Annotated in this window: 12 protein-coding genes and 1 tRNA gene; 6 read left to right on the top strand and 7 right to left on the bottom strand. The window is 48.6% G+C overall.

Annotated elements, in window-relative coordinates; all coding sequences use genetic code 11:
- Nucleotides 1-16 precede the first annotated feature (16 nt).
- Nucleotides 17-337, bottom strand: a complete 321-nt coding sequence (locus O59_RS09810; protein ID WP_007642101.1) for a hypothetical protein — start codon at nt 335-337, stop codon at nt 17-19.
- Nucleotides 338-473: 136 nt separating this feature from the next.
- On the opposite strand from O59_RS09810, the gene O59_RS09805 reads away from it, so the two are divergent.
- Nucleotides 474-1,682, top strand: coding sequence for a sugar efflux transporter (locus O59_RS09805; RefSeq protein ID WP_157152524.1), 1,209 nt, complete (start codon nt 474-476; stop codon nt 1,680-1,682).
- A 28-nt stretch (nt 1,683-1,710) separates the two neighbouring features.
- Here the strand turns inward: O59_RS09805 and O59_RS09800 are convergent, their stop codons facing one another.
- The 3 genes from O59_RS09800 to O59_RS09790 are packed head-to-tail and all read right to left on the bottom strand — an operon-like array spanning nt 1,711 to nt 4,391.
- Complete coding sequence (locus tag O59_RS09800; protein WP_007642099.1) at nt 1,711-2,328, bottom strand: hypothetical protein; 618 nt, start codon at nt 2,326-2,328, stop codon at nt 1,711-1,713.
- A 44-nt stretch (nt 2,329-2,372) separates the two neighbouring features.
- Entirely contained in the window at nt 2,373-2,792 is a 420-nt protein-coding gene (locus tag O59_RS09795) for a DNA polymerase III subunit chi (RefSeq protein ID WP_007642098.1), read from the bottom strand.
- Nucleotides 2,793-4,391 (bottom strand): leucyl aminopeptidase, encoded by a 1,599-nt coding sequence (locus O59_RS09790; protein WP_007642096.1) that lies wholly within the window; start codon nt 4,389-4,391, stop codon nt 2,793-2,795. It abuts the gene before it with no gap.
- Between the two features lie 67 nt (nt 4,392-4,458).
- Between O59_RS09790 and lptF the strand changes: the two genes are divergently transcribed.
- Both lptF and lptG read left to right on the top strand, forming a co-directional pair.
- Complete coding sequence (lptF, locus tag O59_RS09785; protein WP_232283061.1) at nt 4,459-5,700, top strand: LPS export ABC transporter permease LptF; 1,242 nt, start codon at nt 4,459-4,461, stop codon at nt 5,698-5,700.
- The gene (gene lptG / locus O59_RS09780) at nt 5,693-6,751 is read left to right on the top strand and encodes an LPS export ABC transporter permease LptG (protein WP_007642091.1); all 1,059 of its coding nucleotides are present in this window, start codon (nt 5,693-5,695) and stop codon (nt 6,749-6,751) included. Before lptF ends, lptG begins: the two co-directional genes overlap by 8 nt.
- A 20-nt stretch (nt 6,752-6,771) precedes the next feature.
- Here lptG and O59_RS09775 read toward each other — a convergent pair whose 3' ends face one another.
- The 3 genes from O59_RS09775 to O59_RS09765 all read right to left on the bottom strand — a co-directional run bounded on the left by O59_RS09775 (nt 6,772) and on the right by O59_RS09765 (nt 8,433).
- Nucleotides 6,772-7,278 (bottom strand): RDD family protein, encoded by a 507-nt coding sequence (locus O59_RS09775; protein ID WP_007642089.1) that lies wholly within the window; start codon nt 7,276-7,278, stop codon nt 6,772-6,774.
- A 33-nt stretch (nt 7,279-7,311) separates the two neighbouring features.
- Complete coding sequence (locus O59_RS09770; RefSeq protein WP_007642087.1) at nt 7,312-8,208, bottom strand: adenylate/guanylate cyclase domain-containing protein; 897 nt, start codon at nt 8,206-8,208, stop codon at nt 7,312-7,314.
- A 139-nt stretch (nt 8,209-8,347) separates the two neighbouring features.
- Nucleotides 8,348-8,433 (bottom strand) — tRNA-Leu (locus O59_RS09765).
- Nucleotides 8,434-8,666: 233 nt separating this feature from the next.
- Between O59_RS09765 and queA the strand changes: the two genes are divergently transcribed.
- From queA to secD, 3 genes are all read left to right on the top strand, one after another.
- The gene (gene queA / locus O59_RS09760; protein ID WP_007642085.1) at nt 8,667-9,749 is read left to right on the top strand and encodes a tRNA preQ1(34) S-adenosylmethionine ribosyltransferase-isomerase QueA; all 1,083 of its coding nucleotides are present in this window, start codon (nt 8,667-8,669) and stop codon (nt 9,747-9,749) included.
- A 49-nt stretch (nt 9,750-9,798) separates the two neighbouring features.
- On the top strand, nt 9,799-10,920 hold the full coding sequence (gene tgt / locus O59_RS09755; RefSeq protein ID WP_007642084.1) for a tRNA guanosine(34) transglycosylase Tgt: 1,122 nt from the start codon (nt 9,799-9,801) through the stop codon (nt 10,918-10,920).
- A 172-nt stretch (nt 10,921-11,092) separates the two neighbouring features.
- Nucleotides 11,093-12,976 carry a protein translocase subunit SecD gene (secD, locus tag O59_RS09750; protein ID WP_007642082.1) on the top strand — a complete coding sequence of 628 codons (1,884 nt, stop codon included), beginning with the start codon at nt 11,093-11,095 and terminating at the stop codon, nt 12,974-12,976.
- The last annotated feature ends 12 nt before the right edge of the window (nt 12,977-12,988 follow it).

Here is a 12,988-nt window from a genome sequence, read left to right as displayed (position 1 = left end):
TAAAAAGAGTAGGGGCTTAGGTAAAACTATCGAGCGGTTCGTCGCGATTAAAATGGTGCAACAGCAGGCAGTCATCTTCGGTTTCACCCTCGCAAATCACGATGGATACCGGTGCGATTTGCGGCGCATAAATTTGATCTAAATAAAGTGCCTGCTGCAGCTCTTGCCACAGCTGGGCAGGGTATTCAGTAAAAAAATTAAAACTCAAAAAGAGTTTGCCTTTTTCTTCAATCGCATCAACTTCCGGTGAGCGAATGCTGCGAACACGATCCAACAATGCACGGCGATCAAATTCGCGGGCATGTTTGGGGGATATTTGAATACTGATGCAGTGCATGGTCTTATCCTCAACGACGAGTGGCGCGATTATACAGAAAGCGCCCCATCCGCGCCGGAAATCCCGTCTGTACCATGGGGCGCGTAACCGGTTTCGGCTATTATAGGCATCCATTCCTGATCATTGGGTCGTGATAGTGTCCTCTCCCTTGTTTCGCCCTGTTGCGCTGGGTATTTACCTGCTGTTTTTCATTGTGGGTATTGTGGGCGCGCTGGTATTGCCAACCTTTAGTCTCTTTCTCGCGAAAGAGATTGGCGTGCGCCCGCTGTTGGTTGGCCTCGTTTTTGGCGGCATCGCGCTTGCCAGTATTGCCTACAACCATTGGATCGGGCACTGGTCCGACAAGCTTGCAGACCGGCGCCCACTGGTGGCCAGTTTTTGTGTATTGGGGGCGGTATCTTGTGTGGTATTTGCGCTGTCGCGCAACTATTGGCTGGTTGCTGTAACGGCAATATTTTTATTCAGTTTGTCGATGGTGTCCTTCGCGCAAATTATGGCTTACAGCCTGGATTATGCCGAGGCAGAAATTCCCCCTGAGCGTATTCCGCTGTTTAACGCAATTATGCGTGCACAAATTGCATTTGCCTGGGTTGCGGGGCCACCAGCTGGTTTTTTATTGGCAACTTATTACAGTTTTAGTCTGAGCTATTCGGTGGCGGCAGGGCTGTATCTATTGGTGGGCATTGTGAGTTTTAAACTCCTGCCGCGCTTGCCGAAAAAAGCACCTCATATTGATCACACCGGTGAGCAGGTGATGCTACCGCCCTTAACACCTGCAATTAAACAATCGCTCTGGTTTTGTGTTGTTGCATTCTCGTTGATGTGGGGCGTGAACAACGCATACCTCATCAGCCTGCCAATACATTTGAAAGATAACTTACACATCGACGCCCAATGGATGGGGTGGGTGATGGGCACTACTGCCGCCCTGGAGGTGCCGTTCATGTTGTTGGCGGGCCATTACGCCAGCCGTTTTAGGTTGGTGAATTTGATTCGCTGCGCAGGTGTTGCCGCCTTGTTTTTGTATCTGGGCGTTTATGTTGCTACCGATCTGTGGCACTTGTTTGTACTGCAAATTTTCAACTCTATTTTTATTGGATTGTTGGCTGGTGTGGGTGTCTCGGTCATTCAGGAGCTTATGCCTGGCCGCTCTGGCGGTGCTTCGGCGCTCTATACCAACACCACGCATATGGGCAATTTATTTAGCAGTTTATTGGTGGGGGTAGTGGCCGATTATTTTGGCTATCACCAGGTGTTTATTGTTAACGTGGTGTTGGTGATTCTGGCTATTTGGGCATTTGGCAAGGTGAGGTCAGCGCGTGAGTTAGCGCCGACCCGGTTGTAATTCGCTGAAAGTAGGAAGATGGAGTGTTTTATTCATCTTCCTCGTGTAACAGTTTTTCCAAGTCCTCCACACTCATGGCCAACAAGCGGTGACGTAATTCCGCTTCAATTTGCGGCATCAAACCATTGACTACCTCATCCACCAATATTTGCCGTGGTTTATTCATTTTATTGGCAATGTTTTTGGTTGAATTTACAATTTTTTTTGCTGTTTCATATTCAAACAAGGGGGGCGGATTATTACCGTGCAAGCGCTCGCGAATATGTTTTGGTAGAAATGGATTTTCACCGCTGGCTTTAGCCAGCGGACGGGAAACACTGGTATGAATTGTGTTGCCCAGCGTGGGGCGATAATTCGTTGAGTGTGAGGCCGGCCCCGGTGTTTTATCGGTGAATGAAATTTTGTTGTCGTCAGAGCCTGCGCTGCGCCTATCCAGCTGATGCGGGAACTCATCTTCAAAGAGTGACGTTTGACCCGGCAATACGGACGGATTGTTGTAGCTGGTTGCGTTTGATACCGCCGCTTCATCCGGATAGTCGGGATCAATTGTCTGCAAAATAGGGATGTGATCTTCTTCCAGCAGCAGCCCTTTAATGGACTCCAGTTCTTGTAAAATCTCGGCTTTGGTTTTATTGGTGTTGGCCATGATATTTTTTACCTGATGCTCGGTGCCGGTAAATTAAGTTGCAATCACAACTTTCTGGTTTCGATCGGGTAGCCGCGCTGTTTATAAAAACCGAAACGCTCGCGGCTGGTTTGTAAACTCAGGGGCTCTTGGATCACCACCTCGCTCAAGCGCTCAAAGCGGCTAAAGTAGGGCGGTATAGTTTTACTCAAGTTAAGCAACAAACCTTGATGATCTCCAGCGTCACCATTAAAGGTAATTTCCACCGGCGCAGGTTTCCCCGTGTTGATCAGTTGATGTGGAATAAAACTCTCGGGTTTGAATGTCCACAGCAGCTCATCGAACTGCTGCGCTTCAACTTCATCATCCATTACCACGAGTGTGCGCATGCCCATGCGGTGAACTTTATCGAGCAGGCGACATGCAAACAACCAGCGCGCTTCGCTAGTTGTTTCGGGTAATACATAAAAATCAATATGTGTCATTTAAGCGTTGTTCGCAGCGATTTGGTTCAACAAAAATTGCACCAGTAGCGGTACCGGGCGACCGGTAGCGCCTTTGGCTCCACCGGAACGCCAAGCCGTGCCGGCGATATCCAAATGTGCCCACTCAAACTTTTTGGCAAAGCGCGATAAGAAGCAAGCGGCCGTTACGCTGCCCGCTTCGCGCCCGCCAATGTTAGCCATATCGGCAAAGTTGCTATCCAGTTGTTTCTGGTATTCATCCCACAGCGGCATATGCCACGCGCGGTCAGCGGCTTCTTCACCGGCAGCGAGCAATGATTTGGCCAGCACATCGCTATTGCTGAACAGGCCAGTTGCGTGGTTGCCCAGAGCGATTACGCAAGCGCCGGTGAGGGTGGCGATATCGACCACAGCTTTGGGTTTAAAACGCTCTGTATAGGTGAGTGCATCGCACAGCACCAGGCGGCCTTCGGCGTCGGTATTGAGTATTTCGATGGTTTGACCGGACATGGAGGTAACTATGTCGCCTGGTTTGGTCGCGTTGCCACTGGGCATATTTTCAGTGGCGGCGATCACACCGACTACATTGATTGGCAATTCCAGATCGATCAGGGTTTGGAATGTACCAAGCACACTGGCGGCGCCACACATATCGTATTTCATTTCATCCATCGCGGCGCCGGGTTTGAGGCTAATACCACCGGTGTCAAAGGTGATGCCTTTGCCCACCAGTGCTACCGGCGCTTGTTTTTTGGCGCTGCCTTTGTATTCGAGAACAATTAATTTTGCTGGTTGATCGCTGCCTGCGGCGACGGATAAGAATGAGCCCATGCCCAATTCTTTGAGTTGTTTTTCTTCCAGAATATTCACACTGAGTTTGGTGTGGCTACGACCAAGGCGTTTGGCTTCACTGGCAAGGTAGGTTGGGGTGCAGATATTGCCCGGCAAGTCGCCGAGTTCCCGCGCCAGATTTACGCCCTTGGCAATTGCTTGTCCCAGGGCCAAGCCTTTGTTTGCTGCAACAATATCCGCTTTGGTTGTGGCGAAGGTAACTTTCTTTAATTGCAGGCTGACTTCAGCGGGTTTGCTTTTCAGTTTGTCGGCGCGGTAATCGAGCTGGCTCAAATGCTCCGCCAATTGGCGTGCTTGCCACTCGATAGTTTGGTTGATTACCGTCACATCGGCGAGTGCCAGGGTTAAATCGCTGCAGGTGGTTGCGCGTAAGGCATCGCCGATTTTTTGCACCGCTTTGCGGTAATTGTCACCGCTGATACTGCCTTCTTTGGTTGCGCCCAACCCCAGCACCAGTAGCCGCGCAGCGGCAATACCTTGCGGATTTAACAACAGCAGGGTTTGTCCCACTTTGCCTTGAAAGTTTTCACGCTTGAGAATGCTCTCTAACTGTTGCGCATCTGCTGCATTAATTGCACTGCCCGCCGCATTTAGTTTCAACCCTTCATAACAACCGATCACAAGGCAGTCAGTGCCCTGTTTTAAGGGCTCAACGAGCTTGCTGGAGAACTGGATTAGATTATTTTTTGTGCTTCCTTTGCTCTTTTTTTCATCACTGGTGCGGGTGGCTTTTTTACTGGTGTTCGGGGTGCTTTTTGCAGAAGTCATAGGGTGTCCTTAAGGGGCTAAGACAATTAATAATTCGCTCAAGACAAATCGGGCGCTGTGCGTGATAATGCCACAGTTTTTAGCGCTTATGGCGGCAAAATTCGGTCTGTATTGGAACCATCTCGAACGGTTCGTGTCACTAGCCCTTAGGCTTGCCGACATGGTTGTGCCTATTGCCAGCGCCATATCCACTGACAGGATTAGCACCTTGATTATTTTTCGTTATCTCTCGCGTGATTTGTTGGTCACCGCCCTTGCCGTTAGCGCGATTTTGCTAACGATTTTCCTTTCAGGCAAATTCGGTGATTATCTCGATGATGCTGCTGAAGGCAAGCTTGCCGTGGATGTGCTCTTCACTATTATTGCCTATCGAATGCCCAATCTGCTTGAGCTGATTTTACCGCTTGGATTTTACCTTGCGGTGTTGTTGGCCTATGGCCGTATGTACATCGAAAGTGAAATGGTGGTGCTGTCTGCCACCGGCATGAGTCATTGGCAATTGGTGCGCATGACCATGGTGCCTGCAATTTTGGTTGCGGGGATTGTCGCCTTGTTCAGTTTTTGGCTCAGCCCTTTGGGGGCGCAGTTAACCCAACAAGTGCTCGCCGAGCAGCGCAACCGTAGCGAGTTTGAAAGTTTACAAGAAAGGCGTTTTCAAGCGATCGGCCAGGGGCGCATCATGACTTATGTGCAAGAGGTGAGTGACGATAATAAACGCCTGGAAAACGTCTTTGTCGCCCAGCAGGATGGACAGCTCACCTCGACTATCGTGGTAGCCCAAACCGGGGCGCAAACCTACAACACAGATTATGGCCAGCGTTACCTCGTTTTGAATAATGGCTATCGCTATGAGGGGCAACCGGGTTCTAATGAATTTACCATTACCAGTTTTAATGAGTGGGGCAGATACTTGCCGCCCACTACCAGCGCTGCCGAAATTGAAAGCGAAGCTGATGCAAAAACCACGGCACAACTCATAGCTGCCGAAGATCTGGAAAGCAAGGCGACCCTACAGTGGCGTCTCTCTATGCCGCTGATGGTGTTAATTGCAACCTTGTTTGCTGTTCCTCTGAGTAAAACCAATCCACGCCAGGGGCGCTATTTGAAAATGTTGCCTGCAATTTTAATTTATATTTTTTATCTGGCCTTTTTAATTAATGCGCGCAGTGCGGTTACTGAGGGTGATCTGCCGGATACCTTGGGGCTGTGGGTTGTGCATATTCCCTTTTTGTTATTGGGTGTGGTGATGCTTAACTGGCAATCTTTAGTGCTCTCGCGTACCAAGGCTGTAGGGGGCGCTCATGCCTAAAATTACCGCCTATATCTCGCGCACTGTTTTTTATGCAATCGCCATGACGCTGTTGGTATTTATTGCGCTGGATTTTATTTTTGGTTTGATTTCGCAACTAGAAAAAACCACCGGTGCTTACACCGCGTTGGAAGCGTTTTATTACATGTCGCTAACGGTTCCGCGCCGTTTATATGATCTTATTCCCTATGCCTGTTTGATTGGCTGCCTTGCCGGGCTTGGTTTATTGGCGAGCAGTAGCGAGTTGGTGGTTGTGCGTGCGGCAGGTGTGTCGGTGCGGCGCATAACGTGGATTGCCCTGCGACCTGCCTGTGTCTTTATAGTGATGGCATTACTGCTAGGTGAATTTGTGGCCCCTTTTACTGAGCAGATGGCGGACAACCGTCGTCATTATTTAAAGTACAACACCACCCAATCGGCGCCCCAAAATATGTGGAATCGAGAGGGGGATGAATTTATGCATGTCAGTGCTGTACTGCCGAATGGTGTTATTTATGGTTTGACACGTTATAAGTTTAACCAGCAGCAACAGTTGGAATCGGCAAGTTTCACTAAACAAGCGCGTTATGAAGATGGGTATTGGCAGGAAGAAGATGTTTCAGTTACCCACATTACCGAGAGCGGTATGCGCAATGAGGTGATTGCATCCCGCCGCTGGGATACGCCTTTCACCCCTAATTTATTTAATATTCTGGTATTGAAACCGGAAGATTTGTCCATGCGTAATTTGCACTATTACACCAACTATTTGCATGAACAGAATTTGATGGCAGGTAATTATAGTTTGGCCTTTTGGCAAAAAGTATTGCAGCCTTTGGCAACTGCGAGTTTGGTGTTGATTGCGATTTCTTTTGTATTTGGCCCGCTGCGCAGTGTAACTATGGGGCAGCGTATTTTCACCGGCGTTGTTTTTGGTGTGGGATTTTTATTACTGCAAAAATTACTTGGACCTTCCAGTTTGGTATTCGGCTTCCCGCCGCTGATTGCTGTGATGATTCCCATCTCACTTTGTATTTTGTTGGGGCTTTATCTGCTGAATAGAGCACGTTGATGCGCTCTATGATCTCGGCGCTATTTAAGTTGGGGTTCTTTGCTAAGCAATAAAATACGTGTTTTGCTTATCTTGTCATGCAGGGTCTGCCGGTCCTTATTTGCATACATCAACCAATAGCCAGCACCGAACAGTATCATCGAAATGGGTGCCATAAGGCAGCGAGTCAGGCACTGTTTAATGCTGGGCAACTCCATTGAGTTGCTGTCAAACATTTTCATTCGCCAGGTTTTCATGCCGAGAGTCTGCCCTGATTTACACCAAAAATAACAAAAAAATAATATCAGCGTTGCTATCCATCCAACAAAAACAATTGTCCCCCAGTGTCCCCAGTTAATTCGTTCCCCCGTTGGTGGCGACCCGTTAATTAGCAGGTTTGTACCAACCGCTAGCGCGCCGTATAAAATGCTCACCGCCATCAATAATAGTGAGTCATAAACCATTGCCGCCAAGCGTCTTGAAAGGCCGGGTGTGGCGTATATTGGTGATGAGCTTTTTTGGTTACTACTAACAATTGATTCGGTCATGTCAAATTTTTGGTGTCATGGTGAAGAGGATGTTTACAGCGAAAAATGAATCGCCCATTCATGCCCCGCTGTTAGTGTTTGTCCCAAACCGATATACCCCTTGCCTTGCAATGGGAGTTCTTCGCGGCGTAGGTAAATAGGTGCTTGCTCTTCCAAATATACATAAGTGCCATTGGTGGAGTGATCAACCAGCACGTATTTGCCGCGGCGGAATTCGATATGGCAGTGTTCGCGGGATGCAAATTCACTTTCGATAAGTAATTGTGCTTTATTCGTGTCGCGACCTATAGCGAAGGGCATTTGTTCTGGCAGCAATAACACAACAGCATTATTGACGTGTAATTTAAGCTGAAATTTTTCTGCAAAGCCTGCGATATCATCGAGGGGGATTACAATCGTTGTGCGGTTATTATTGCCAGTGTGTTCCCATTGCAGGCGATAAATAACGGTTTCTTCTTGATCGCCTTTGATGTTGATCCGGTCAAACATCTGGCAGTCACGGCGCAATTGCGGGTTGAGTGCATCAACAGTAGATTGGGTGATCACAATTTGGTTAGCGCGGGCAATCTGCGCTACACAGGCGGCGTTGTTGACATTATCGCCAAACACATCATCGGTTGTGATAAGTACCTCGCCAAACGCAATGCCAATCCGTATTCCCAAATCTTTCAAGTGTGGCTCTTTGATGGCGCGTAGTTGTATTGCAATTGCGGCTTCGCATGCCTGGCTGGCTGTGTCAAAGCGAGCCATGATTTCATCGCCAATAGTTTTGACCAGCGTCCCCTCGTGCACTATGGTCAGTGCTGTCATAAACTGCACTGACTCATCAATGATGGCTTTGGCCTGTTCATTGCCCAGTCGTTTATACAGCGCCGAGCTGCCGGACACATCGGCAAACATGATTGCTTGTGGTTGGCTGTATTGGGTCATGTGATCCGCGAGGGCAAGAGTAAAAAGAATAGGTGGATAATAGGCGCTTTGTTTTACAGGTGCAAAAACTGCGTTGAGCCATCTTAAACTCACGGCAATAAAAAAAGGGGCTTACATTGCTGTAAGCCCCCTTCGGATTTGGTGCCAGTGGTCGGACTCGAACCGACACGCTTTAAGGGCGCCGGATTTTGAATCCGGTGCGTCTACCAATTCCGCCACACTGGCGAGTGGTGCGCATTCTAATGATTTGAACCCGGCTGTCAAATACTAATTTCAAAAACTTTATAAAACAGTTGTTTGTTAAACACCTTGGCTAAAAAGTGCCTGTTTACGCTGCAAATTTATTCACTGTTATTGGTTAGTGGTGGGTTAGTTGGTGGCTAATTTAAACTTGAGCCGAATTGGTATACCCTTGCCGACCTTTTTATTCTTTATCTAACCTTCATTAAGCTCTTCTTATGCGTCGCCAGGATTTTTTTTACGAGTTGCCAGACAACCTTATCGCGCGAACACCTGCTGCCGAGCGACGTGGCAGTCGTCTATTGCAGTTGGATGGAACGAGCGGCCAGTTAGCCCATGGACGGTTTCCCGACCTGCTTAATCTGGTTGAACCCGGCGACTTGATGGTGTTCAACAATACCCGCGTAATACCCGCGCGGCTGTTTGGCCAGAAAACCTCGGGTGGGCAAGTGGAGATTCTGGTGGAGCGGGTGTTGGATAACCGCCGCGTACTTGCTCATACCCGTGCAAGCAAAGCACCCAAAGTGGCTTCACAGGTTATTTTGCAGGACGGTACACGTGTGCAATTGGTCGCCCGTCACGATGCATTGTTTGAGTGGGAATTCCTGGGGGATGATCCGGCGTTGGTGGTTTTGGATCGCATTGGCCATATGCCATTACCTCCTTATATAGATAGGGACGATGTTGCCGCCGACCGTGAGCGCTATCAAACCGTGTATAGCAAGGAACAGGGCGCGGTAGCTGCGCCTACCGCCGGTTTGCATTTTGATGAATTGATGTTGGAGCAGCTGCGTGCAAAAGGCGTGAATATCGCGTTTGTGACTTTGCATGTGGGCGCGGGTACTTTCCAGAACATGCGCGTCGATAATATTGCCGAGCACCAAATGCATTCGGAAATTATGGATGTGTCACCTGAGGTGTGTGAGCAGGTGCGCGCCACCAAAGCGGCGGGCAAGCGTGTGATCGCGGTGGGTACCACCAGCGTGCGCAGTTTGGAATCGGCCGCGCAGGGTTATGCCGATCCTGCGCAAAAAGGTGCGATCCATCCCTATCAGGGTGAGACCAGTATTTTTATTTATCCCGGTTACCAATTTCAGGTGGTTGATGCACTGGTGACCAATTTCCATTTACCGGAATCGACCCTGATTATGTTGGTGTCGGCTTTTGCTGGATATGGTTTTACCATGGCTGCTTACAAAGAAGCTGTTGCACAGCAATACCGTTTTTTCAGTTATGGCGATGCCATGTTTATCACCCGCAATCCTGCGGCCGCGCAGCAACCAGTTGGCGGGTCTGTTTGAATACTATTTATCTGAGCCGAGAGAGAAGATCGTGACTAACCAATGTTTTATGGAATTTGAATTAGATAGCCAGACGGGCAGGGCGCGTCGCGGCCGTTTGAAGTTCCCACGCGGCACAGTCGAGACTCCGGCATTTATGCCTGTAGGAACCTACGGCACCGTGAAGGGCATGACCCCGCGCGATGTGGAAGATATAGGTGCACATATTATTCTGGGCAACACTTTCCATTTGATGTTGCGCCCTGGGACCGAGGTCATCAAAGCGCACGGTGACCTCCATGATTTTATGCAGTGGAAAGGGCCGATACTGACCGATTCCGGTGGGTTTCAGGTATTCAGTTTGGGTAAGTTGCGCAAGATCACTGAAGAAGGAGTGACTTTCAAGTCGCCCATCAACGGTAGCAAAGTGTTTATGGGGCCAGAAGAATCGATGCAAGTACAGCGCGATTTGGGTTCCGACATCGTAATGATTTTTGACGAGTGCACTCCTTATCCGGCGACTATTCATGAAGCGCGCGATTCGATGGAATTATCGCTGCGCTGGGCGAAGCGTTCCAAGATCGCCCACGGTGATAATCCTTCTGCATTGTTCGGTATTGTGCAGGGCGGTATGTATGAAAATCTGCGCACCGAATCCCTGACTGGTTTAGTCGAAATCGGGTTTGATGGTTATGCGATTGGCGGTTTGTCGGTCGGTGAACCCAAAGAAGATATGCTGCGCATTCTCGAAAGCCTTACGCCGCAAATGCCTAAGCACAAACCGCGCTATTTGATGGGGGTAGGTAAGCCAGCAGATTTGGTGGAGGGGGTGCGTCGCGGTGTAGATATGTTTGACTGTGTAATGCCAACGCGTAATGCGCGCAACGGCCACTTATTCACCAGTGAGGGCGTAATCAAGCTGCGCAATGCAAAATATCGCGATGATACTGGTCCGCTTGATGCGCAATGCGATTGTTATACCTGCAAAAATTTCTCCCGCTCTTACCTTCATCATTTGGATAAGTGCAACGAAATGCTGGGTGCGCAATTAAATACCATTCATAACCTGCGCTATTACCAGCGCATCATGGCTGATATGCGCATTGCGTTGACAGAAGGTACATTTGATGCATTTTTAGCCGATTTTTACGGGCGTCAGGGTTTAGAAGTTCCACCTGCGCCGCCGGGATGATTCCGGCATCGTTGTTGGGCGCGAATTAGGGTTATAATCCGGCGCCCTTGGCCATACCGCTGTCCGAAACCGGGCAGCGCGCAAGTAAAAATAAGGTGGAATAGATTCGCGTGACTAGATGTAACGCTTGTGCGATTGCTACTCTCTGCCGCAGACAACTTGGGAAAACCCTATGTTAAATCGCTATCCATTATGGAAATACCTGCTGCTACTGTTTTTTACTGTAGTTGGCGTTATCTACTCTATCCCTAATCTTTATGCACCCGATCCTGCAATTCAGGTGTCTGGTGATTCAAGTTCAAAAGTAATTGATGCGCCGGTCTTGGCAAAAATGGAGGCAGCGCTAAAAGCGGCCAACATTGAAGCTTTTGGCGGCGAGGTTACGCCAAAGACAGCCATGCTGCGCATCAAAAACGCAGAGCAACAAATGCTCGCGCGCAAAACCGTACAAAAAGCATTAGGTGACGGTTATGTGGTTGCGTTAAACACGGCATCCACAACACCTGCATGGTTACAAGCATTAGGCGCCGAGCCACTGAAATTGGGGCTCGACCTCGCGGGTGGCGTACATTTTTTATTAGAAGTTGACACCGCCTCAGCAGTAGCCAAACGTCAGGAAATTAACGCTGATGATATGAAAGACAAAATGCGCAAAGCGAAGGTTCGCTATGCCTCTGTCGTCGCCCAAAAAGATAATCAAATTATTGCGCGTTTCCGTACAGCCGAGGCCCGTGATGAAGCGGTAAATCTGCTGCGTAGCGATTATCCGACCTTAATATTTACCAAGCCGGATTCTGAGGCTAATTCCAATGACTTTAGTTATACGGCGAATTTTACCGAGGCAGGTATCCGTGAAATCGAAGATTATGCGGTAAGCCAAAACCTGATTACTCTACGGAATCGTGTCAATGAGTTGGGGGTATCTGAACCTATAGTCCAGCGTCAGGGACGCAACCGCATCATAGTGCAGCTTGCGGGAATTCAAGATCCTGCCGAAGCTAAGCGTGTTATTGGTAAAACGGCTAATCTCGAATTCCGTTTGGGAGCATCGCCTGACACCTTGGTATCGAACAAAGAAGAATTTCCATTCAAAGATGAATTGATGCAGATGCAGCGTGGCAATGCTGTATTGGAAAAACAATTAATAGTTACCGGTGATCGCGTCTCCAATGCCACTAGTAGTTTTGATCCCGAAACTAACCAGCCGCAGGTAAATATTACGCTGGATAGTCTCGGTGGAACCCATATGCACCGTGTGACACGTAACAATGTCGGACGTCAGATGGGAATCTTATTTATTGAATATAAAACTCGCACCCAAGTAGTAAAAAATGCTGCCGGTGAAGATGTTGAAAAAATGACGCAATACATTGAGCGCAAAGTGATTAGTCTTGCCACTATTCAAAGCGCATTAGGTGTGCAATTCCGTATTACTGGTCTGGATAGCCCGGCAGAAGCATCAGAATTAGCGTTATTGTTGCGCGCAGGTGCATTGGCAGCACCAATGCACTTTGTTGAAGAGCGCACTATAGGTGCATCACTTGGTACTGAGAATATTAAAAATGGTGTGGACGCGACTTTGTGGGGCTTTGGCTTGGTAGTGTTGTTTATGATTCTGGCCTACCGCATGTTTGGTATTTTTGCCAATATCGCCCTTGCACTTAACTTGCTCCTTGTAATCACCATGCTCTCAATGTTTGGTGCCACACTCACACTTCCTGGTATTGCCGGTATTGTATTAACGATTGGTATGGCAGTAGATGCGAATGTTTTGATTCACTCGCGCATTCGCGAAGAACTTAAAAATGGCGCTTCACCACAGCAAGCTATTTTTGCGGGTTATCAGCGCGCGTTTATAACAATTGTTGACGCAAACCTAACCACCTTAATTGTCGGCATAATTCTATTTGCTATTGGTACCGGCCCGATCAAAGGTTTCGCTGTGACATTAATCGTGGGTATTCTCACCACCATGTATGCCTCAGTTAGCTGCAGTCGCGCACTTGCCAATTTGGTGTATGGCAGCCGTAAAAACTTACAGAAAATTTCGATTTAAGAGATCACTGCT

It is taken from the genome of Cellvibrio sp. BR (genome assembly GCF_000263355.1).
Taxonomy (GTDB): Bacteria; Pseudomonadota; Gammaproteobacteria; order Pseudomonadales; family Cellvibrionaceae; genus Cellvibrio.
Note: the sequence above shows the minus strand (reverse complement) of the source record. Positions and strands in the feature narration are given on the sequence as shown.

Excerpts from the sequence above, each read along its gene's own strand:
- O59_RS09810 (WP_007642101.1), bottom strand. The coding sequence starts at position 337 with ATGCACTGCATCAGTATTCAAATATCCCCCAAACATGCCCGCGAATTT.
- O59_RS09800 (WP_007642099.1), bottom strand. The coding sequence starts at position 2,328 with ATGGCCAACACCAATAAAACCAAAGCCGAGATTTTACAAGAACTGGAG.
- O59_RS09795 (WP_007642098.1), bottom strand. The coding sequence starts at position 2,792 with ATGACACATATTGATTTTTATGTATTACCCGAAACAACTAGCGAAGCG.
- O59_RS09790 (WP_007642096.1), bottom strand. The coding sequence starts at position 4,391 with ATGACTTCTGCAAAAAGCACCCCGAACACCAGTAAAAAAGCCACCCGC.
- lptF (WP_232283061.1), top strand. The coding sequence starts at position 4,459 with ATGCCACAGTTTTTAGCGCTTATGGCGGCAAAATTCGGTCTGTATTGG.
- lptG (WP_007642091.1), top strand. The coding sequence starts at position 5,693 with ATGCCTAAAATTACCGCCTATATCTCGCGCACTGTTTTTTATGCAATC.
- O59_RS09775 (WP_007642089.1), bottom strand. The coding sequence starts at position 7,278 with ATGACCGAATCAATTGTTAGTAGTAACCAAAAAAGCTCATCACCAATA.
- O59_RS09770 (WP_007642087.1), bottom strand. The coding sequence starts at position 8,208 with ATGACCCAATACAGCCAACCACAAGCAATCATGTTTGCCGATGTGTCC.
- queA (WP_007642085.1), top strand. The coding sequence starts at position 8,667 with ATGCGTCGCCAGGATTTTTTTTACGAGTTGCCAGACAACCTTATCGCG.
- tgt (WP_007642084.1), top strand. The coding sequence starts at position 9,799 with ATGGAATTTGAATTAGATAGCCAGACGGGCAGGGCGCGTCGCGGCCGT.
- secD (WP_007642082.1), top strand. The coding sequence starts at position 11,093 with ATGTTAAATCGCTATCCATTATGGAAATACCTGCTGCTACTGTTTTTT.